This window comes from Paracoccus sediminilitoris, assembly GCF_003259195.1.
Taxonomy (GTDB): Bacteria; Pseudomonadota; Alphaproteobacteria; order Rhodobacterales; family Rhodobacteraceae; genus Paracoccus; species Paracoccus sediminilitoris.
The window spans coordinates 151521-172508 of the sequence record NZ_QJPK01000003.1 but is presented as its reverse complement, the minus strand read 5'-3'; the positions used below and the strand labels follow the sequence as shown (position 1 = coordinate 172508).

The following is a 20988-nucleotide window of genomic DNA, read 5'->3' as shown; positions in this document are numbered from 1 at the left end:
CGCTGTTCATCTGCGTGTCGGCGGGCTTTGCCGCATCGATCCCGCAGGACGTCATGTATGCATTGCTGGGCGTGCCGATCACCGCATTCGCCCTGTGGCAGCTGTCGGGCCGGCCGCTGGTCCTGAACCTGCATCACCGCAAGCGGGCCGAGGCCGTGTCGGGCATCATCGGCGGGCTTTACGGCGGGGTGTCGGGCATCTGGGGGCCCCCGCTGATCGTCTATCTGCTCTCCATCGGCACCGAAAAGCGCGAACAGGTCCGCGTGCAGGGCGTGGTCTTCCTGATCGGCGCGGTGGTGCTGACGGTGGCGCATCTGTTTTCGGGCCTGCTGAACGGGCAGACGCTGCCCCTGTCGGCGGTGCTGTGCATTCCCGCCATCATCGGCATGAAGCTGGGTTTCGCGATGCAGGACCGGCTTGATGTCGCGCAATTCCGCCGCTGGACGCTCGTCCTCTTGATCCTGACCGGCCTGAACCTGATCCGCCGCGCCCTCGAAATCTGGAGCCTGTGATGACCGATCCCGCCGACCTGACTGCCCGCCTGATCCGCTGCCCCTCCGTCACCCCGGAAGAAGGCGGCGCGCTGGTCCTGCTGGGCGACATGCTGAGCGAGGCCGGATTCGAAGTGACGCGGGTCGATCGCAACGGCACGTCGAACCTGTTTGCGCGGTGGGGGGCCAAAGGCGCGCGCAGCTTCGGCTTCAACGGCCATACCGATGTCGTGCCGCCGGGCGATCTGGGGTCTTGGACGCATCCGCCCTTCAGCGGCCATGTCGAGGATGGCATCATTTGGGGGCGGGGTGCGACCGACATGAAATCGGGCGTCGCGGCCTTCGTCGCCGCCGCCATCGACTTCACCCGCGACACGCCCCCCGACGGGGCGGTGATCCTGACCATCACCGGGGATGAGGAGGGACCATCAAAAGATGGCACCATCGCCATCCTGGATTGGATGGAGGCGAACGGCGAACGCATGGATGCCTGCGTCGTGGGCGAGCCGTCGAACCCGGATGTCATGGGCGAGATGATGAAGATCGGCCGGCGCGGGTCGGCGACCTTCACCATCACCGCCAAGGGCCAGCAGGGCCACGCCGCCTATCCGCATCGCGCCAGGAACCCCCTGCATGCGCTGACGGCCTATCTGTCGGAGCTGACCGCGACGCCCCTGGACAAGGGGACGGATCACTTCGACCCTTCGGGTCTGCAGATCACCACCATCGACTGCGGCAATCCGGCCTCGAACGTGATCCCGGAACGCGCCAGCGCGCTCGTCAATATCCGCTTCAACGACCTGCATACCGGCGCATCGCTGCAGGCCGACCTCGGCGAACGTGCCGCCCGCATCAGCGCTGAAACCGGCGTCACCCTGACCGTCACCAGCGCCATCTCGGGCGAGGCATTCCTGACCGAGCCCGGCCCCTTCGTCGATCTGGTGCGCGGCATCGTCACCCAGGAAACCAACCGCCAGCCGGTCCTGTCCACATCGGGGGGGACGTCGGATGCACGCTTTGTCAAGGATCACTGCCCGGTTGTGGAATTCGGCTTGGTCGGTCACCATATGCACCAGGTCGACGAACGCGTGCCCGTCGCGCAGATCCACCAGCTGAAGACCATCTATCAGCGCATTCTGGAAAGCTATTTCGCATGAGGATCGAACAGACCGACGATCTGGCCGCCTGCCACGCCCTGCGCCGCACCGTGTTCATCCAGGAACAGAACGTCCCCGAGGCCGATGAGATGGACGACCTGGATGGCGAAGCCATCCACCTGCTGGCATGGCAGGACGATGTCCCCGTCGGCACTGCCCGCATCCTGATCCGCGGCGATATCGGCAAGATCGGCCGCGTCTGCGTGCTGCCGCAGGCCCGGGGCACGGGACTGGGCGCGCAGCTGATCCGCGCTTCGATGGATGTGCTGCGCACGCATCCCGGCGTCACCACCGCCAAGCTTGGCGCACAGACCCATGCCATCGGCTTTTACGAAAAACTTGGCTTTCTGGCGCAGGGACCGGTTTACGACGACGCGGGAATCCCGCATCGGGACATGACACGCGAACTCTGACCTGCATGGCAGCGTTGGGGCCGAAATGACAGGTAGGACATGACCCAGATCCCAAGCAAAGAACAGATTCTGGAATGGGTCGCCGAACACCCCGAGGCCAATTCCAAACGCGACATCGCCAAGGCCTTCGGCATCAAGGGCGCGGCCCGCATCGACCTCAAGCGCCTGCTGAAGGAGTTGGAGGCCGCGGGCCAGCTGGAACGTCGCCGCCGGCATTATCTGGACGCCGAAAAGCTGCCCCCCGTGACGGTGCTGGAGCTGCTGGCCCCCGACGGGTCGGGCGACCTGTTCGCGCGTCCGATGGAGTGGCGCAACGAAGGCCCGATGCCCCGCATCCTTTACGTCCCCCGCGAAAGCGACCCGGCCCTGGGGCGCGGCGACCGCTTCCTGGGCCGTCTGGCCCCTGTCACGGGCGAGGAATACCAATACGAGGCTCGGCTGATCCGCCGCGTCACCGCCAGTCCCAACCGCATCACCGGCATCTTCCGCAAGGATACCGAGGGCGGGCGCATCATGCCCATCGACAAGGGCCAGGACCGCGAATGGCGCGTCCGCAGCGATGCAACGCTTGGCGCCGAAAATGGTGAATTGGTGCAGGGTGAACAGGTCGGCCCCAAGAACCGCATGGGCATGCCTTGGGCGCGGATCATCGACCGCTTGGGCGACCCTTCGGCCCCGCGTGCGGTCAGCCTGATCGCCATCCACCAGCACGGCATCCCTGACGAATTCCCCGATGCCGTCATCCGCGAAGCGGAATCGGCCAAGCCCGCCACCATGAAGGGCCGCGACGATCTGCGCGACCTGCCGCTGGTCACCATCGACCCATCCGATGCACGCGACCACGATGACGCGGTCGCAGCCCAGGTCGAGGATGACGGCGGCGCGACCATCTGGGTCGCCATCGCCGATGTCGCCCATTACGTCCGCACCGGCAGCGCGCTGGACCGCGAGGCGTGGAACCGCGGCAATTCCAGCTATTTCCCCGACCGCGTGGTGCCCATGCTGCCCGAGGCGCTGTCGGCAGATCTGTGTTCGCTGCACGAGGGCGTCGATCGTCCCGTCATCGCCGTCCGGATGCGTCTGGACGCGCAGGGCAACAAGGCCAGCCATACCTTCCACCGCGCCATGATGAACAGCCGCGCCAGCCTGTCCTATGAACAGGCGCAGGCGGGGGCCGATGGCAACCCCGACGACCAGACAGCGCCCCTGATGGAGGAGGTGATCACGCCCCTCTGGCACGCCTATGGCCTGCTGAAATCGGCGCGTGAGCGTCGCCAGCCGCTGGAACTGGACCTGCCCGAACGCCGGATCGAGCTGACGCCGGATGGCCGCGTCAAGGACGTCAAGTTTCGCGAACGCTTCGACGCCCACAAGCTGATCGAGGAATTCATGGTGCTGGCGAATGTCGCCGCCGCCGAGGAACTGTCCAAACGGTCCCGCCCGCTGCTGTTCCGCGTCCACGAGGAACCCAGCCTTGCCAAGATCGACGCGCTGCGCGAGGTCGCACAGGCATCGGGGTTCACGCTGGCCAAGGGGCAGGTGCTGCATACCAGCCATCTGAACCGCCTTCTGGCGCAATCGCAGGACACCGATTTCGACGAATTGATCAACATCTCGACCCTGCGGTCGATGACGCAGGCCTATTACCACCCCGAGAATTACGGCCATTTCGGGCTGTCGTTGAAAAGCTATGCGCATTTCACCTCGCCCATCCGCCGCTATGCCGACCTGATCGTCCATCGCGCACTGATCGCGGGCCATGGCTGGGGCAAGGATGGGCTGAATGCAGACGAGATCGAGCGTCTGTCCGAAACCGCCACCCATATCAGCGAAACCGAACGCCGCAGCATGGCGGCCGAACGCGACACGACCGACCGCTATCTGGCGGCCTATCTGTCCGAACGGGTCGGCACGGAAATGACGGGCCGCATCAACGGCGTGCAGAAGTTCGGCGCCTTCGTGCGGCTTGATGAAACCGGGGCGGACGGGTTGCTGCCGATCCGGTCGATTGGCCAGGAATATTTCCACTTCGACCCCGATGCCCATACCCTTGTCGGCAGTGACACGGGGCTGGAAATCGGCGTCGGTCAGCGCGTCACCGTGCGTCTGGCCGAAGCCGTGCCTGTCACCGGCGGCCTGATGCTGGAATTGTTGGAGCTGGACGGCAAGGCGATGCCGCGCGGGCGCAGCAAGGGCCGTCGCGGTGCCACGCCGGGCCGCGTGTCGACCAAGGCCCGGCTGGCCGAGGTCAAGCGCGCCACCAAGCGGCGGCGCAAGAAGAGCTGAGCAGCGTGAGCCTCGCGCAGGATATCGGGGGCGTGTCGCCACGCCCCCGGATCGTCAGATATAATACAGGATCGCCCCGATCACCGCGCCTGCGATCAGCAGCTGCACCACGCAGAAGCCCATGATGTCGCGCGGCTTCAACCCGGCGATGCCCAGCATCGGCAAGGCCCAGAAGGGTTGCAGCATGTTGGTCCAGGCATCACCCCAGGCCACGCCCATCACGACCTTGGCCACATCAGCACCCAAGGCTTCGGCTGCCGGCAGCATGACAGGGGCCTGCACCGCCCATTGACCGCCGCCCGAGGGCACGAAGATGTTCACGATCCCGGCCGAGATGAAGCTCCAGAACGGCAGGGTGGTCGCGGTCGAGATCGACACGAACCATTCCGACAGGCTGGTGGCCAGCCCGCTTTGCACCATGATCGCCATGATCCCGGCATAGAAGGGGAACTGGATCACGATCCCCGCGCCGCCGCGCACGCCGCCGTCCAGCGCCAGCAGCAGGCTGCGGGCGGAACCGTGGCAGATGACGCCCAGGAACAGGAACAGGAAGTTCACGACGTTCAGGTTCAGCGCGCCCCCGGACACGAAATGCATCAGCAGCCAGGCCAGACCCGGAATGCCGATCAGGTACATCAGCAGGGGGCTGGTCTCCAACCGCTCGGCGGGGGTGGGGCGGGCGGCGCGGGGCGCGGCTTCGGGGTCGCGCAGCTGATCGGGGTCGATCAGCACCTGCTCATCCTCCAGCGGCAACATCATGCGGTTGACCAGCGGCACGGCGATGAACAGCGCCAGCACGATCAGTAGATTCCAGCTGGCAAAGATCGTGTCGCCGGTCGGGATGACGCCGATCTGGGTTTCGGTGAAATGCCCCGGCGTGGCGATCGTCAGCGGGATCGACCCCGACAACCCGCCATGCCAGATGATGAAGCCCGAATAGGCCGACGCGACCAGCAGGCGGTAATCGACCCGGACCTGACGCGCGACCTCCTTGGCGAAGATGGCGCCGACGACCAGGCCAAAGCCCCAGTTCACCCAGGCCGCGATCAGCGATACCAGCGTGACCAGCACGATGGCCATGCCGCGGCTGCGGGCCAGGCCGGCGATTCGCGCCAGCACCCGGCGCACCGGGGGCGAGGATGCCAGGATGAAGCCGGTGACCAGCACCAGCAGCATCTGCATGGCAAAGGACAGCAGTTCCCAGAAACCGTCCCCCCACATCTGCACCAGTTCGGTGGGGCCGGTGCCTTGGGTCAGCATCGCCGCCGCCGCCGCCACCAGCGTCAGGACGATGACGAAAATGAAGGCGTCGGGCAGCCAGCGCTCCATCAGGCGGCTGGCTGGCCGGGACAGTATTCTCAGCATGGTATTCCTCCTCTTGATGCGGCGCACGCTGCGTCAAGGAAGAGGTCTTGGCAACCGCGCCCTGGGTCAGCTTTCGCGGAAGGCGCGGTTGAAGTAATCGGCCAGCGGTTTCAGCAGATAGGCCATGGGGGTGCGTTCGCCGGTCTGGATATAGACCTCGACCGGCATGCCGGGGACCAGCGCAAGGTCGCCCAGTTTCTCCATCTCCTCGGGGGGGATGGAGACCTCGGCGCGGTAATAGGGCGCCCGCGTCGCCTCATCCAGCAGCGCATCTGCCGAAAGGCGGTCCAGCCTGCCGTCGATCTCGGGGGTGGTGCGGGATGAGAAGGCCGAAAAGCGCAGCACGACCGGCTGGCCTACCATCACCTCGTCGATATTGATGGTCTGCAGACGTGCGCCGATGACCAATGGACGATCCTGCGGGATGATATAAAGCAGCGGATCGGCCGGACGGATCACCGAGCGCGGCGTCGTCACCTGCATGTTGTAGACCAGCCCCGAAACCGGGGCGCGGATCTCCAGACGGCTGATCTGTTCGACCAGGCTGCGGCGGCGTTCAGCCAGTTCCAGTTCGCGATAGCCCAGGTCGCGCAGCTCGGTTTCGGCCTGTTCGCGACGTTCGGCGCCCAGCTGCAGACGCTGAATCTCCAGCTCGGTCTGGCGGATCAGGGCCGAGGCGCGGCTGGCCTGCAGCGATCCCAGTTCGCCATCCATCCGCGCGGCTTCGCGTTGCAGGGCCAGCACGCGAGATGCCTGCGCAAGCCCGCGATCCAGCAGGCTCTGCTGGTCGACCAGTTCCTCTCCGATCAGGTCGCGCTGCGTGCCAAGCGCGTCGATCTGGGCGTCGATGCCCTCGATCTCGGACGTGATCTGGTCGCTTTGCTTGGCCAGTTGGTCCAGCGATTGGCGCAGCGTGTCCAGCCGGGTGCGGAACAGGCTGGCCTGGCCCTCGACCAGGCCGGCAAGGTCGGGATTGTCCTTGGCAGCGGTCGTCAATTCGTCGGGGAAGGTGACCTCTTCGGTTTCGCCGCGTTCGGCCTCAAGACGCCCGCGACGGGCCAGAACCTCGAAATACTGGCCCTCGACGATGGTATGTTCGGTCCGCAGCAGCGTGCCGTCCAAACCCAGCAGCAGGTCGCCCGCCTTGACATCGGAGCCGTCCTTGACGGCGATGGTTTCCACCACGCCCCCGTCTGGGTGCTGTACGATCTGGCGCTGCTGTTCGACCTCGACCTGGCCCGACGCCACCACCGCACCCGAAATCTGCGACATCATTGCCCAGGCGATGAAACCGCCCACCAAGATGATGACCGCCAGAAGCCCGGCGATGATCGGCGTGCGGACCGACCAGCGGGTGTCCAGACCGGGGGTCATGCGACACCTCCGGCAAGGCCGCCCGTCTGGGATTGCATGATCTGTGCCGAATTCTTGACCATCTGTTGCAGCACCTTGTCGCGCGGTCCGAAGGCGCGGATGATTCCAGCCTCCATCACCAGCAGGTTTTCGCATTCGTTGATGGCGGCAGGGCGGTGGGCCATGATGATCACCGCACCGTTTTGCGCCTTCAGTCGCCGGATCGCCTGGTTCAGCGCCTCGGAACCCTGGTTGTCCAGGTTCGAGTTCGGCTCGTCCAGAACCAGCAGGACCGGATCGGGATAGAGCGCGCGGGCCAGCCCGATGCGCTGGATCTGACCGCCCGACAGGCGTCCTGCGGTCTGGCTGATGCGGGTGTCATATCCGTTCGGCAGATCCAGGATCATCTGGTGGGCCGCCGCGGCGCGCGCAGCCTGAACCACGCGGGCGGGATCGGGTTCGGGGGCAAGGCGGGCGATGTTTTCCGCGATGGTGCCGTCGAACAGCGTTACCTGTTGCGGCAGATAGCCGATCAGGCCGCCCAGCACGTCGGGGTCGTATTGGTCCAGCGTCGCCCCGCCCAGCCTGATAAAGCCGCCGCCGACGGGCCATGCGCCGATCAGCGCGCGGGCCAGCGTGGATTTTCCCGCCCCCGACGGGCCGATGACGCCCAGCGCCGTGCCGGGGGCAACCTTGAAGGTGATGCCGCGCAGCGTGGCCGATTGTTCGCCCGGAGGCGCGACAACCAGGTTGCGCACGTCCAAGGCGGCCTCGGGGCGGGGCAGAGGGGTACGGGCGAATTCGGGCGGACGCCGTCCCAGCAAGTTCCCCAGCCGCTTCCAGCCGTCCTGCGCCGCCTGCACGGCAGGCCAGCCGCCGACCAGCTGATCGACCGGTGCCAGCGCCCGGCCCATCATGATCGAGCTGGCGATCATCGCCCCCGGCGTCAGTTCCTGACGCAGCACCAGCAAGGCGCCCACCGCCAGCATCGCACTTTGCAGGAACAGCCGGAAGCTGCGGGAAAAGACGCCGAACCCGCCGGACAGATCGCCGGCGCGGACCGTGCTTTCCTGGGCTTCGCGGCGGAACTTCTGCCAGCGGGCATGGGTGGCACCGCGCATCCCCAATGCGCAGATGACCTCGCCCTCGTCACGGTAAAGGTCGGCCATGCGCTGTGCCTGGGCGGCCGACCGCGCCGATTGCTGGAGCGGCACCTTGGTCAGGCCGCGATTCGCGATGGTGGCAATTACCAGGATGAAACCGCCCGCCGTTGCCACGATCCCCAGCAGCGGGTGGAACATATAGATCGCGGCCAGAAACAGCGGTGCCCAGGGCAGGTCAAAAAAGGCCAGCGTGACCGGCGATCCGATCAGGCGCTGGACCGCGTCCAGGTCGCGCATGCCGCTGGCGGTCGCGGCGGATTCGTCACCCCTGACGGCCCCCTCGCGCAGGGCGGCATTAAAGACGCGCGGTTCGATCCGGTCCTGGAAGCGGGCGGCGATGCGCTGCATCACCCGGCTGCGGATCATGTCGACCGCACCCATCAGCAGGAACAGGAACGTCACCAGCACGAACAGCGCCGTCAGCGTCTCGACCGAGCGCGAGGCCAGCACCCTGTCATAGACCTGCAGCATGAACAGCGGTCCGGTCAGCATCAGCAGGTTCACAACCGCCGAGAACACCGCGACCGCAGCGAACAATTGCCAACCCGTGGCGCGGGCCTGCCGCAATTCGCGCATCCCGTCGTGATTGCCTGATACTGTTGCCATCTTTATGCCTTCATGCCCCCAGGATCGGAACCCGGGGCTTGCCACATCAACATGACAACCATATCACCGCCCCAAGCTTAGACCAACCTGTCCCGAAGGCCCATCGCGCCTTGCAACGATTAGGAATTCCCTTGCGCCCATTGATCTTGACGGCGCTTGTCGCGCTGCCCCTGCTGACGGGCTGCGCCAGCGCGCCGGTCCAGCAGGATGGAATCACCATCAACGACCCCTACGAGGCGCAGAACCGCCGCGTCCATGCCTTCAACAAGGGGCTGGATTCGCATGTGATCGGCCCGATCGCCGATCTCGCGGGCGGCAAGAATGACGCCGAAACCGCGCCGGTCGATCCCGATGCACCCATCGGGCTGCTGCAGATGGTCATCAATGCCGGGCGCAACCTGTCGCTGCCGGTAAAATCGGTGAACGGCCTGCTGCAGGGGCGACCGGGCAATGCGGGGCGCAACCTGTCGCGCTTCGCGATCAACTCGACCCTGGGGTTGGGAGGTGTCTTCGATCCGGCCATGGACAATTTTGGCATATCCGAACGCGACACCGATTTCGGTGAAACCCTGGCCGTCTGGGGCGTCCCCGAAGGTCCCTATGTGGAACTGCCGGTGCTGGGGCCATCGACCCGGCGCGATGCGGTGGGGCAGGTGGTCGATCTGCTGATCGACCCGATGTATCACCTGTTGGACGGTCAGGATCGCGCGGTGGTCTTTGGCCTGCGCGTCGCCTCAAAAGCCGGTGATCGGGCGCGGTTCGGGGACAGCGTGGATGGCATCTTGCAGGGAAGTGCGGATAGCTATGCGCAGACGCGGCTGATCTGGCTGATGAACCGCCGCCACGATTTGGGAGAAGAGCGTGCAGATTACGACCCCTATGACGACGCTGATGTCATCGACCCCTATGCGGAGTGACCGCCGCGGCTTTCTGGGGCTGCTGGCCTGTGCGGCCGTCGCGGCCGTGCTGCCTTTCCGCCCCGCCCATGCGCTGGATGCGGGCAGTGCCCGCGCCCTGATCGACCGGTCCCTGGGCGAGGTCTATCAGGTTATCAATTCCGGGCAGGCCCCCGCAACGATGTATCAGCAGTTCGAGGCGATCTTTGCCCGCTATGCCGATGTGGACGTGATCGCGCGATCCGCATTGGGACCCGCGGCGCGCCAGACCGATGCGGCGACCTTCGCGGCCTACAAGCAGGCCTTCCAGGGGTATATCGGGCGCAAATACGGCAAGCGCTTTCATGAATTCGTCGGATCACGGATCGAGGTGACGGGCGCGCGTCAGCTGAAAAGCTTCTATGCGGTCACGTCGGTCGCCTATCTGAACGGTCGCGCGCCGATGGAGGTCGAGTGGCATGTCTCGGACCGATCCGGCCAGGATCTGTATTTCAACATCATCATCGAGGGCGTGAACATGCTGGCCAGCGAACGGGCCGAGATCGCGGCCATGCTGTCGCGCCGCAAGGGCGACGTCGCCGCGCTGACCGCCGATCTGCGCCAGGCTGGCTGACCCGCCACGCCATCTGAACCGCAACGAAAAAGGGCACCCCGCAGGGTGCCCTTTTGCCGTTGTCGCGGGAGGTGTTCCGTCAGTTGCCCGACAGGATGCCGTTCAGCGCACGGCTGAGAGCGTCATCCGAGCTGGCCTCGCTGCTGTCGCCCGGCGTGGCGGCGGGGTTGCCGCCCCCTTCGCCCGGCGCGGTGATGACACGCCCGCCTTGGTTCTGACCGTTCACGCCGTTCATGACGCCCGCCAAGGCCGCCGCAAGGGGATCATCCGCCGATCCGCTGGTCACGACCTGCGGCGTGCCGCCACCACTGGACATGATGATGCCGCTGCCATCGGGGGACACGGTCGACAGGGGCAGTTCGGGCAGACCGTCATGGATCTCCTCCATCACCGCCTGCCAGATCTCGGCGGGCAGACCGCCGCCGGTCACGCCGGTCAGGGGCTTGTTGTCATCATTGCCCATCCAGACGCCGGTGACGTATTGTTCCGAAAAGCCCACGAACCACGCATCGCGATAGCTGCTGGTCGTGCCGGTCTTGCCGGCCACGGGGCGCGATCCCAGCTGGGCGCGGCCGCCGGTGCCTTCCTGGATGACCTTCTGCATCATGTAGATCAGCTGGCCTGCCGCGCGCTGGCTGATGACGCGTTCGCCAAAGCCGCCCGTCTGGCCCATCAGCGGCTGGTCGTCGCCCTGGACGTTCAGTTCCACCAGGCCATAGGGCGCGACCGAGGTGCCGCCGTTGCGGATGCCCGCATAGGCACCGGTCAGTTCCAGCAGCGTCGCCTCGGATGCGCCCAGGCCCAGAGACGGGCTGCGGGTCAGGTTGCTGACGATGCCGAAATCATGGGCGATGCGGATGACCTCGTCGCGGCCCACGACCTCCTGCAGGCGGATGGTGGCGGTGTTCAGCGACCGTTTCAGCGCGTCGGTCAGCGTCACCTGGCCGTAATAGCGGCGGGTATAGTTCTTGGGCGACCAGTTCTTGCCGCCCGGAATTCGGATGGTCAGGGGGCCGTCCTCGATCCGGTCGCTGGGGCCATAGCCCGCCTCCAATGCCGCGGCATAGACGAAGGGCTTGAAGCTGGACCCGGTCTGGCGCTTGGCCTGGCTGGCGCGGTTGAAGGCGCCGTTCACCGTGGTGTCGCGCCCGCCGATCATGGCGCGCACGGCACCATCGGCGGACATCACGACCACCGCGGCCTCGGCGGTCGAGCCGTCCTTGACCTTTTCATCGAAGACGCGCTTCAGCGCCCGTTCGGCCGCGCGCTGGATGCGCTGGTCGAAGGTGGTGGTGATGGTCACGTCCTCGGTCGTCTCGCTGGTCAGGAAGCCCGGACCCGATTCCATCAGCCAATCGGCGAAATATCCGCCCGCGCGGGCCTTGGCGGCCTGCGACAGTTCGGCGGGGTTGGCGCGGGCCTGGGCCAGCTCCGCATCGGTCAGATAGCCTTCCTCGTGCATCAGGCCCAGGACCGTGTCGGCACGTTCCTGGCTGCGGGACAGGTTGGCGGTGGGCGCGTAATAGCTGGGCGCGCGCAGCAGGCCCGCCAGCATCGCGGATTGCTGGGCGTTCACCTCGCTGGCGGGGACGTTGAAATAGCGCTGGCTGGCGGCCTCGAAGCCGCGCGCTCCGGCACCCAGATAGGACCGGTTCATGTAGATGTTGAGGATGTCGTCCTTGCTGTATTTCGCCTCCATGGCGAAGGCATAGGGGACTTCCTTGATCTTGCGCCAGACGCCGCCCGACCGGCAATCGGCCTCGAACTCGGCCTCGTTCTTGAAGCGGGTCGGGTCGAATGTGTCGCCCAGGCACAGCAGCTTTGCGACCTGCTGGGTGATGGTGGACCCGCCATTGCCCTCCAGCGGCCCGCGTCCTGCGGCCAGGTTGATCTTGATGGCGCTGGCGATGCCGCGGGGGCTGACGCCGAAATGGCGGAAGAAGCGGCGGTCCTCGGTCGAGATCACGGCCTGCTTCAGCACCGGCGCGATCTTTTCGCTGTTCACCGCGCCAAAGGTTTCCCCCCGCCACGCAAAGACGCGCTTGTCGCGGTCCAGCATGGTGACGCTGCCGCGCGCGCGACCGTCAAACAGCGCCGATGCCTCGGGCAGGGTGACATAGAAATAGCCGGTGGCGGCCGCGATGATCAGCGCGACCACCATGGCCAGGCGCCAGACCGACCCCCAGACCACCCGCCAGATTAGTGTCACGAAGGCCGCGATCCAGCCAAGGATCCCGCCGCGACGGGGCTTGGGGTTCTTGTGGCGGGTCACCTTGCGCCGCTTGGTGTCGGCCGCGTCGTCCGACAGGTTGCGCTTGTCGGCAACAGGGCTCTTGCCCGTGCGGGTCGGGGTTCCGGTGGGTCTTTTCATGCCTTGAATGCCTGCGTCTTTGCCATGCCGGTTGATCCGGCCAAGATTGCGCCCAGCCTACAGCATGTTTGCCAGCAGGGGAATTGGGGTGACCAATCCGTGATGACGGGGGGCGGAACCGTGCCGCACGGGCCCAGCGCCCTGCCAGGCCCGGATGCACAGGGCAAAGGCAGGCGTGGCAGCCCTGCGGACAAATGCTGCCCTTTTAATGGGCGTTTGCCCCGATTTCCGCCCGCCGAACGGGCAGCGGTGATTTCTGCGCGATCCGACCCTGCGCCAATCTTTGCCGACGTGCCGGAATTGCACATGAAAGGGGCGATGGCAGCCGGTCCGGTGGCTGCGGCACGAAGCGAGGTTTAATCACATGAACAAGACCCTTCCGCTCATCGCGACACTTGCGACGCTGGCAGCCTATCCTGCTGCCGCGCAGGATGCCGCGGCGCCCGCGGAGGCGGCTGCCGCAGTCAGCGCGGATGTCGTCTATATCTTCAACACGCTGCTGTTCCTGATGGGCGGTTTCCTGGTCATGTGGATGGCCGCGGGCTTTGCCATGCTGGAGGCAGGCCTGGTGCGGTCCAAGAACGTGACCACGCAGCTGTTCAAGAACATCTCGCTCTTTGCGATCGCGGGCATCATGTACTGGCTGATCGGCTATAACCTGATGTATCCGGGCGACGGCTGGACCGTGCAGGGCGTCATCGGCCAGATCTTCAGCCCCAAGGGCCTGGACGCCGTGGGCGCGGGCAATGCCGAGGACGGCTATTCGGCCGGTTCGGACTTCTTCTTCCAACTGATGTTCTGCGCCACGACCGCATCCATCGTGTCGGGCACCCTGGCCGAGCGGGTCAAGCTGTGGCCCTTCCTGATCTTCACCGTCATCCTGACCGGCCTGATCTATCCCATCGAGGCCAGCTGGCAGTGGGGCGGCGGCTTCCTGTCGGAAATGGGCTTCTCGGATTTCGCAGGCTCGACCCTGGTCCATGCGGCGGGCGGTTTCGCGGCCCTGGCGGGCGCGATCGTGCTGGGCGCACGCACCGGCAAGTATCGTCCCGACGGCCGCATGCAGCCCATGCCTGGTTCGAACCTGGCCTTGGCCACGCTTGGCACCTTCATCCTGTGGCTGGGTTGGTTCGGCTTCAACGGCGCATCGCAGCTGGCCATCGGGTCGGTCAGTGACGCGGCCGATGTCAGCCGCATCTTCGTGAACACCAACATGGCCGCATCGGGCGGTGCCATCGCCGCGATCATCGTGACGCAGCTGCTTTATGGCAAGATCGACCTGACCATGGTGCTGAACGGCGCGCTGGCGGGCCTGGTCGCCATCACCGCCGAACCGCTGACCCCGACCGTCTTTGCCGCCATCCTGATCGGTGGTGTCGGTGGCGCGCTGGCCGTCTTCGTGGTGCCGATGCTGGACAAGCTGAAGATCGACGACGTCGTGGGCGCCATTCCGGTCCACCTGGTCGCCGGCATCTGGGGCACGATGATCGTCCCTGCCACCAATGAGGGCACCAGTTTCGTGACGCAGGCCATGGGTGTGGCTGCGGTCGGCGCCTTCGTCTTCGTCATCAGCTTCATCGTCTGGACGGTGCTGAAGGCGACGATGGGCATCCGCGTCAGCAAGGAAGCCGAAATCAGCGGGCTGGATATTTCGGAAATGGGCATGGAGGCCTATCCCGACTTCGTCCAGGCCAAGTAATCCAAGGTCTCTTCCCGGAGAGGGGGCGGGTCGCGCAGGCGATCCGCCCCTTCCGCGTTTCGGAACAGCCATGAAAAACGCCCGGACCTTCGCAGGTCCGGGCGTTCTTCATGCGGGATTTCGGTGTCTTCAGGTGACGCGGCTGACCACGAAATCGGCCAGATCGGTCAGCATGTCGCGAATGGGATGTTCGGGCAGCGCCGTCAGCGACGCCTTGGCCTTCTCCGCCCAGGCCAGCGCATCCGCGCGGGCCGCATCCATGGCGCCATGGCGCGCCAGCAGCGACAGCGCATGGTCCAGGTCGCCTTCGCGCTGGTCGCCCTTTTCGATGGTCCGTGCCCAGAAGGCGCGTTCCTGGTCGTCGGCCTTGGCCACCGCCTTGATCACGGGCAGGGTCAGCTTGCGTTCGCGGAAATCGTCGCCGACATTCTTGCCGATGGTTTCGGTCGCCCCGCCGTAATCCAGAAGGTCGTCGACGATCTGGAAGGCGATGCCAAGCGCGTCGCCGTAATCGAACAGCGCCTGCACCTGATCGGCCGGCGCGCCGGCGATGACGCCCCCCACCTCGGTCGCGGCGGAAAACAGGGCTGCGGTCTTGCCGCGCACGACCTGCAGATAGATCGCCTCGGTCGTGGCCAGGTCCTGGGCGGCGGTCAGCTGCAACACCTCGCCCTCGGCGATGGTGGCGCTGGCATTGGCCAGGATCTCCAGCGTCCGCATGTTGCCTGGTTCGACCATCAACTGGAAACTGCGGGCGAACAGGTAATCGCCGACCAGCACGCTGGACTTGTTGTCCCACAGCAGGTTTGCCGTCGGACGGCCGCGCCGCTGGCTGCTTTCATCGACGACATCGTCATGCAGCAGGGTCGCGGTGTGGATGAATTCGACCGTCGCCGCCAGATGGATGTGATAGGGGCCGTCGTAACCGACCATCCGGGCGGCGGCCAATGTCAGCATCGGGCGCAGGCGCTTGCCCCCGGCCTCGATCAGATGGGCGGTCACCTCGGGGATGCGCGGCGCGTGGCGGCTGGCCATGCGTTCGCGGATCAGGGCGTTCACCGCCTGCATTTCGTTGCTCAGCGCTTCCGACAGCCGATCCAGCGGTTTGCGGACGTTTTCCTGCAAAGTCATGGCATAATCCCGTATCTGCGGCCCTGCATTGCCACGCCATCGACAATTTCGCAACCGCGCCTTAACGTCGCGTCCATGAAAGAGCTTTTTCGCAGCAACGATCCCGTGCGCATGTCCGCCGCCACCAGCCTGCTGGAGGCCGAAGGCATCGTGACCTTCCAGATGGACCAGCACATGAGCGTGCTGGAAGGTTCGATCGGGGTCCTGCCGGCCCGGTTGATGGTGGCCGATCGCGACGAATTCACGGCCCGCGCCATCCTGCGCGATACAGGGCTTGATGACTGACCTGCGGGCCGACGACTTTCTGGACGGCAAACTGCAGATCACGCAGCCGGTGCGGGGCTATCGGTCAGGCACCGATGCGGTGATGCTGGCGGCGGCCTGTCCTGCGCAGACGGGGCAATCGGTGCTGGAACTGGGCTGCGGGGCAGGGGTGGCGGTGCTGTGCCTGGGCTGGCGGGTCCGTGGCCTGTCGATCACGGGCGTGGAACAGCAGGTGGCCTATGCCGATCTGGCGCGGCAGAATGCCGAACGCAACTTGATCGCCATGCAGATCGTCACCAGCGACCTTCAGGCCTTGCCGGCCGCATTGCGGGCGACCAGTTTCGACCATGTGATGATGAACCCGCCCTATTTCCTGGGCGGCACCCATGCGCCCGATCGCGGTCGCGCCATATCGCGGACCGAGGCGACGCCGCTGGACTTGTGGGTCGATGCGGGGCTGCGGCGTCTGCGGCCTGGCGGATGGCTGACGATGATCCAGCGTGCCGACCGCTTGGACGGTCTGATCTGCGCGCTGGCGGGGCGTGCCGGGGCGGTCACCGTCCTGCCCATCGCCGCCCGGCAGGGCCGCGAGGCTGGCCGCGTGATCGTGTTGGCCCGCAAGGGCGCACGGGCGCCGATGCGCCTGATGGCGCCCTTCGTGCTGCATCAGGCACCGCGTCATGAAACCGACGCCGAGGACCTGACCCTGCAGGCTGTGCAGGTGCTGCGCGACGGAGCGCCGATCCAACTGAGGATTGCAAAAGTCCCGTGACAGAATCGTTGCGCTGTGCTGCAATCAAAGGGTTCGACGAACATAGCCAAGGAGGACGTAATGACGGTTGCTTCTCATGTCGAGGAACTTCGCAGGAAACACCAACACCTCTCTGATGCCGTTGAAAGGGCACAGAAAAGTCCCGGCACCAAGGATCTGGAAATCGTCCAGATGAAACGTCAGAAGCTGCGCATCAAGGAAGAGATTACCCGGCTTGCAAACTGATCCCGTTGAACAGTGAGATTTTCATGAAAAAGGCCCGCGCACCATGCGCGGGCCGATTTCGTTTCCGGGTCGATCACACGAAGAACTGACCGCCATTCGCACTGATGGTCGAACCGGTGATGAAGCCCGCATCTTCGGCCGCAAGGAAGACCACCGCACGGGCGATTTCCTCGGGCTCGCCCAGGCGACCGACCGGGATCTGCGGGATGATGCGTTCGTTCAGCACCTTTTCCGGGATCGCACGGACCATTTCGGTCCCGATATAGCCGGGGCAGATGGCGTTGACGGTGATGCCCGCGCGCGCACCTTCCTGAGCCAGCGCCTTGGTGAAACCCAAATCGCCCGCCTTGGCCGCGCTATAGTTCGCCTGACCCGCCTGGCCCTTCTGCCCGTTGATCGAGCTGATGTTGATCACCCGTCCGAACTTGCGATCGCGCATGCCGGTCCAGACCACGTGGGTCATGTTGAAGACGCCGGTCAGGTTGGTGTCGATGACCTCTTTCCACTGCTGCGGCGTCATCTTGTGGAACATGGCGTCGCGGGTGATGCCCGCATTGTTGACCAGCACCTCGACCGGTCCCAGATCGCTTTCGATCTGAGCGATGCCTGCGGCGCAGGCGTCGTAATCGGCGACCGACCACTTGAAGGTCTTGATGCCCGTTTCATCCGTGAAGGCCTTCGCGGCCTCGTCATTGCCCGCATAGTTCGCGGCGACGACATAGCCGGCCTGCTGAAGGGCCTTGCTGATGGCGGCGCCGATTCCCCGCGACCCCCCCGTGACCAAAGCGACTTTCGACATGGATGCTCCCCCCGTATTAATTCAGAACCATTGAAATATTGCTACATAAGCAGATTTGGGCGCGCAAGATAATTGCGTGCCCGTTTGCATTACCGTTCCAGGCACATGGCCACGCCCATGCCGCCGCCGATGCACAGCGTGGCAAGGCCCTTCTTGGCGTCGCGGCGCTTCATCTCGAACAGCAGGGTGTTCAGGACACGGCACCCCGAGGCGCCGATTGGGTGACCGATGGCGATGGCGCCGCCGTTCACGTTCACGATGGACGGGTCCCAACCCATGTCCTTGTTGACGGCGCAGGCCTGCGCGGCAAAAGCCTCGTTCGCCTCGACCAGGTCCAGGTCGCCCACCGACCATCCGGCCTTTTCCAGCGCCTTGCGGCTGGCCGGGATCGGACCGGTGCCCATGATGGCGGGGTCCAGGCCAGCGGTCGCATAGGATGCGATGCGGGCCAGCGGGGTCAGGCCACGGCGGGCGGCCTCGTCCTCGGTCATCACCATCACGGCGGCGGCGCCGTCGTTCAGCCCCGAGGCATTGGCCGCCGTCACCGTGCCGTCGCGCGTAAAGGCGGGGCGCAGCTTCTGCATCGCCTCGATCGTGGCGCCGTGGCGGATATATTCATCCTGGTCGACGACAGTATCGCCCTTGCGGGTCTTGACGGTATAGGCGGTGATCTCATCGGCGAAGCGGCCAGCCTTCTGGGCGGCCTCGGCCTTGTTCTGTGATGCCACGGCGAATTCGTCCTGCTGGTCGCGGCTGATCGACCAGCGATCGGCGACGTTTTCGGCCGTCTGCCCCATGTGATAGTTGTTGAACGCGTCCCACAGCCCGTCGCGGATCATGGTGTCGACCATTTGCATGTCGCCCATCTTCTGACCGGCGCGCAGATAGGCGGCGTGCTGTGCCAGCGACATGCTTTCCTGACCACCGGCCAGCACGATGTTCGCGTCACCCAGAATGACCTGCTGCGCGGCCAGCGCGACGGCGCGCAGGCCCGAACCGCAGACCTGGTTGATCAGCCAGGCGGCGGATTCCTGCGGCAGCCCGGCATTGATATGGGCCTGGCGCGCGGGGTTCTGGCCTTGGGCGGCGGTCAGCACCTGGCCCAGGATCGTTTCGCTGATTTCGGCGGGGTCGACACCGGCACGGGCGACGACCTCTTTCAGGACGGCGGCACCAAGATCATGGGCCGGGACATTCGCGAATGCGCCCATAAAGCTGCCGACGGGCGTGCGTGCGGCAGAGACGATGACGGCTTTGGACATGGTAGGCTCCTTCCCTGGGCGGTCGGACGGGCCGACCTTCTGGGGTCAGGATGCTGTTTCGGGACGTAACGTCAAGCGCCGATCCCGCGAACCCCGTCAGCGCGCCGCACGCGACGGTGGTTTTTTCCAAGGGGGCGCGATGGTGGGTGCACCGAAGTAGTAGCCTTGCAGGCAGTCGATTCCCAAGTCGATCAAGAAGCTGGCGTCATCGGCGGTTTCCACTGATTCGGCGACGGTGAACATGTCGAAATGATGCGCGATGGATTGCAGCGCGCGGGTCAGGATCTGGTTGTCGGGATTGGCGGCAATGGAACGGATGAACTGCCCGTCGATCTTGATCATGTCGAAGCAGAAATCGCGCAGGTAACGGAACGAGGTATAGCCCGCGCCGAAATCGTCCAGCGCCAGACTTATGCCGTATCCCTGCACCTCGGCCATGAAATGCTGGACCTCGTTCGGCATGCCCATGGCCGAGCTTTCGGTGATTTCCAGGATCAGCCTTTCGCCCACCATCGGATCGTCCGAAATGCCCCGCCGCAGCGTATTGATCCAATCCGGGTACTGAATCGAGCGTGCCGACATGTTGATCGACAGCCGCAGCGACGGGTCCTCGACCAGCGTCTTCAGCCCGAGCGACAGCGACAGACAGTCGATCTTGCGCCCCAGTTCCGTGGTTTCGGCCTGGGGCATGAAATCGCGCAAGGGAACCAGGCGGCCGCTGTCGTCGATGATGCGGATCAGCCCTTCCCAGAAGGCGGGCGACTTGGTGCTTTGGGATTGCACGATGGGTTGAAAGGCCAGCACCGCGCTGGCCTTTTCGACCGCTGCGGCCACCGCCGACAAGGTGACGCGATCCTGAAGGCGGATTGCATCTTCCAGCGGCGAACTGTTGTTCTGGTATAGGTCGCTCACGGTGGGCCCCATCTTGTCAGCTCTGCTTGCAGTCTGGGCATGATGGCTTAATCTTGGGTGAATCGTCAGTGTTTTCTCAACTCAGGGTTAATGGATGCTTGCACGTTGCAGCTGGTGCGGCAGTGACCCGCTTTACGTCGCCTATCACGACACCGACTGGGGCGTGCCCGAACATGACAGCCGCGCGCTGTGGGAAAAGCTGGTGCTGGATGGGTTCCAGGCGGGGCTCAGCTGGATCACTATCCTGCGCAAACGCCCGGCCTTCCAGCAGGAATTCGACGGCTTTGATCCGGCCCGCGTCGCGCTGTGGGATGAAGACCGCATCGACCGTGCCCTGAGCAATCCCGGCATCGTGCGCCATCGCGGCAAGATCACCGCCACCGTCCGCAGCGCCAACCTGTTCCAGAAGATCGAGGCGACTGAGGGATTCGCCCCCTGGCTGTGGTCTTTTGTGGGGGGCGCGCCGATCCAGAATGCCTGGCCCGACATGGCCAGCGTGCCGACCGCCACCCCCGAATCGATGGCCATGTCCAAGGCGCTGAAGGCGCGCGGGTTCACTTACTGCGGGCCGGTCATCACCTATGCCTTCATGCAGGCGACGGGGATGGTGAACGATCACATCACCTCCTGCCACCGCCATGACGCGGTCAGGGCGCTGTCAGCTGGGTGATCAATGTCTTGGCCACATCCGAATCCCATTCGGCATCGCCCAGATAGCGCGCGACCTCCTTGCCATCACGGTCGATCAGCACGCTGACGGGCAGGCCGACGACGCCCATGTCGCGGGCGACCATCTGGCGCGGGTCCAGCAGGATGGGCAGGTTTTCCACCCCGACCTCGTCGAAGAAGGACTGGATGCGGGCGGGCGCGTTGCGACCCGTTGCGATGGTCACGACCTGGAAGTCGTCGCCGCCCAGTTCGGCCTGCAGGCGGTCCAGCGCGGGCATTTCCTCGCGGCAGGGGGCGCACCATGTGGCCCAGAAGTTCACCAGCACGACCTTGCCTTCGTAATCCGCCAGGGTGTGGGCATTGCCCTCGATGTCGGTGAATTCGGTCTGGCTGATCGGCGCAGCATCCTCGGCCACGACCAGTTTCGGCAGCCCGCCGTCCTTGGCGGCCTGCCAATCGGGGCTTTGGGCAAAGGCGGTGTTTGCACCGAAAACAAGTGCCGTATAAAGCAGGGCGGAACGCAGCATGTGACCTCCGAAGG

20 protein-coding genes are annotated in these 20988 nt (G+C 65.3%); 11 read left to right on the top strand and 9 right to left on the bottom strand.

Annotated elements, in window-relative coordinates; genetic code table 11:
- The 4 genes from DKT70_RS06495 to rnr all read left to right on the top strand — a co-directional run.
- Positions 1-512: sulfite exporter TauE/SafE family protein (locus tag DKT70_RS06495; protein ID WP_146612598.1), on the top strand; the 512-nt coding region annotated here is incomplete at its 5' end.
- Entirely contained in the window at positions 509-1648 is a 1140-nt protein-coding gene (gene dapE, locus DKT70_RS06490) for a succinyl-diaminopimelate desuccinylase (RefSeq protein WP_199559540.1), read from the top strand. The genes DKT70_RS06495 and dapE, both read left to right, overlap by 4 nt.
- Complete coding sequence (locus DKT70_RS06485; RefSeq protein ID WP_111558363.1) at positions 1645-2061, top strand: GNAT family N-acetyltransferase; 417 nt, start codon at positions 1645-1647, stop codon at positions 2059-2061. Before dapE ends, DKT70_RS06485 begins: the two co-directional genes overlap by 4 nt.
- Positions 2062-2100: 39 nt before the next feature.
- The gene (rnr, locus tag DKT70_RS06480; protein ID WP_111558362.1) at positions 2101-4347 is read left to right on the top strand and encodes a ribonuclease R; all 2247 of its coding nucleotides are present in this window, start codon (positions 2101-2103) and stop codon (positions 4345-4347) included.
- 54 nt (positions 4348-4401) lie between these two features.
- Here rnr and DKT70_RS06475 read toward each other — a convergent pair whose 3' ends face one another.
- The 3 genes from DKT70_RS06475 to DKT70_RS06465 form a co-directional block, all read right to left on the bottom strand.
- Positions 4402-5712, bottom strand: a complete 1311-nt coding sequence (locus DKT70_RS06475; RefSeq protein ID WP_111558361.1) for a short-chain fatty acid transporter — start codon at positions 5710-5712, stop codon at positions 4402-4404.
- A gap of 66 nt (positions 5713-5778) precedes the next feature.
- On the bottom strand, positions 5779-7086 hold the full coding sequence (locus tag DKT70_RS06470; protein ID WP_111558360.1) for an HlyD family type I secretion periplasmic adaptor subunit: 1308 nt from the start codon (positions 7084-7086) through the stop codon (positions 5779-5781).
- The gene (locus tag DKT70_RS06465) at positions 7083-8834 is read right to left on the bottom strand and encodes a type I secretion system permease/ATPase (protein ID WP_111558359.1); all 1752 of its coding nucleotides are present in this window, start codon (positions 8832-8834) and stop codon (positions 7083-7085) included. Before DKT70_RS06465 ends, DKT70_RS06470 begins: the two co-directional genes overlap by 4 nt.
- A 146-nt stretch (positions 8835-8980) precedes the next feature.
- Between DKT70_RS06465 and DKT70_RS06460 the strand changes: the two genes are divergently transcribed.
- Positions 8981-9751: an MlaA family lipoprotein gene (locus DKT70_RS06460; RefSeq protein ID WP_233490451.1), complete on the top strand. Its 771-nt coding sequence runs from the start codon at positions 8981-8983 to the stop codon at positions 9749-9751.
- Positions 9741-10343: an MlaC/ttg2D family ABC transporter substrate-binding protein gene (locus DKT70_RS06455; RefSeq protein WP_233490450.1), complete on the top strand. Its 603-nt coding sequence runs from the start codon at positions 9741-9743 to the stop codon at positions 10341-10343. Before DKT70_RS06460 ends, DKT70_RS06455 begins: the two co-directional genes overlap by 11 nt.
- 79 nt (positions 10344-10422) lie before the next feature.
- Here the strand turns inward: DKT70_RS06455 and DKT70_RS06450 are convergent, their stop codons facing one another.
- Positions 10423-12714 carry a transglycosylase domain-containing protein gene (locus tag DKT70_RS06450; protein WP_111558357.1) on the bottom strand — a complete coding sequence of 764 codons (2292 nt, stop codon included), beginning with the start codon at positions 12712-12714 and terminating at the stop codon, positions 10423-10425.
- Positions 12715-13078: 364 nt separating this feature from the next.
- On the opposite strand from DKT70_RS06450, the gene DKT70_RS06445 reads away from it, so the two are divergent.
- A complete protein-coding gene (locus tag DKT70_RS06445) occupies positions 13079-14413 on the top strand; it encodes an ammonium transporter (protein WP_111558356.1) in 1335 nt (444 codons plus the stop codon).
- Positions 14414-14542: 129 nt separating this feature from the next.
- On the opposite strand, the gene DKT70_RS06440 is transcribed toward DKT70_RS06445, so the two are convergent.
- The gene (locus tag DKT70_RS06440; RefSeq protein WP_111558355.1) at positions 14543-15544 is read right to left on the bottom strand and encodes a polyprenyl synthetase family protein; all 1002 of its coding nucleotides are present in this window, start codon (positions 15542-15544) and stop codon (positions 14543-14545) included.
- A 75-nt stretch (positions 15545-15619) separates the two neighbouring features.
- Here DKT70_RS06440 and DKT70_RS06435 point away from each other — a divergent pair, with 75 nt between their 5' ends.
- The 3 genes from DKT70_RS06435 to DKT70_RS06425 are packed head-to-tail and all read left to right on the top strand — an operon-like array spanning position 15620 to position 16805.
- Complete coding sequence (locus tag DKT70_RS06435) at positions 15620-15829, top strand: putative signal transducing protein (RefSeq protein ID WP_111558354.1); 210 nt, start codon at positions 15620-15622, stop codon at positions 15827-15829.
- Positions 15822-16580 carry a tRNA1(Val) (adenine(37)-N6)-methyltransferase gene (locus DKT70_RS06430; protein ID WP_111558353.1) on the top strand — a complete coding sequence of 253 codons (759 nt, stop codon included), beginning with the start codon at positions 15822-15824 and terminating at the stop codon, positions 16578-16580. Before DKT70_RS06435 ends, DKT70_RS06430 begins: the two co-directional genes overlap by 8 nt.
- Before the next feature lie 60 nt (positions 16581-16640).
- Positions 16641-16805, top strand: a complete 165-nt coding sequence (locus DKT70_RS06425; protein ID WP_111558352.1) for a YdcH family protein — start codon at positions 16641-16643, stop codon at positions 16803-16805.
- A gap of 73 nt (positions 16806-16878) precedes the next feature.
- On the opposite strand, the gene phbB is transcribed toward DKT70_RS06425, so the two are convergent.
- The 3 genes from phbB to DKT70_RS06410 form a co-directional block, all read right to left on the bottom strand.
- Positions 16879-17604, bottom strand: a complete 726-nt coding sequence (phbB, locus tag DKT70_RS06420) for an acetoacetyl-CoA reductase (RefSeq protein WP_111558351.1) — start codon at positions 17602-17604, stop codon at positions 16879-16881.
- A gap of 89 nt (positions 17605-17693) precedes the next feature.
- The gene (locus DKT70_RS06415; protein ID WP_111558350.1) at positions 17694-18866 is read right to left on the bottom strand and encodes an acetyl-CoA C-acetyltransferase; all 1173 of its coding nucleotides are present in this window, start codon (positions 18864-18866) and stop codon (positions 17694-17696) included.
- A 96-nt stretch (positions 18867-18962) separates the two neighbouring features.
- Positions 18963-19778, bottom strand: coding sequence for an EAL domain-containing protein (locus DKT70_RS06410; RefSeq protein WP_233490449.1), 816 nt, complete (start codon positions 19776-19778; stop codon positions 18963-18965).
- A 94-nt stretch (positions 19779-19872) separates the two neighbouring features.
- Here DKT70_RS06410 and DKT70_RS06405 point away from each other — a divergent pair, with 94 nt between their 5' ends.
- Positions 19873-20448 carry a DNA-3-methyladenine glycosylase I gene (locus tag DKT70_RS06405; RefSeq protein WP_111558349.1) on the top strand — a complete coding sequence of 192 codons (576 nt, stop codon included), beginning with the start codon at positions 19873-19875 and terminating at the stop codon, positions 20446-20448.
- Here the strand turns inward: DKT70_RS06405 and DKT70_RS06400 are convergent.
- Positions 20426-20974 carry a TlpA disulfide reductase family protein gene (locus DKT70_RS06400; RefSeq protein ID WP_233490448.1) on the bottom strand — a complete coding sequence of 183 codons (549 nt, stop codon included), beginning with the start codon at positions 20972-20974 and terminating at the stop codon, positions 20426-20428. The two genes, DKT70_RS06405 and DKT70_RS06400, sit on opposite strands and share 23 nt — an antisense overlap.
- Positions 20975-20988: the final 14 nt, after the last annotated feature.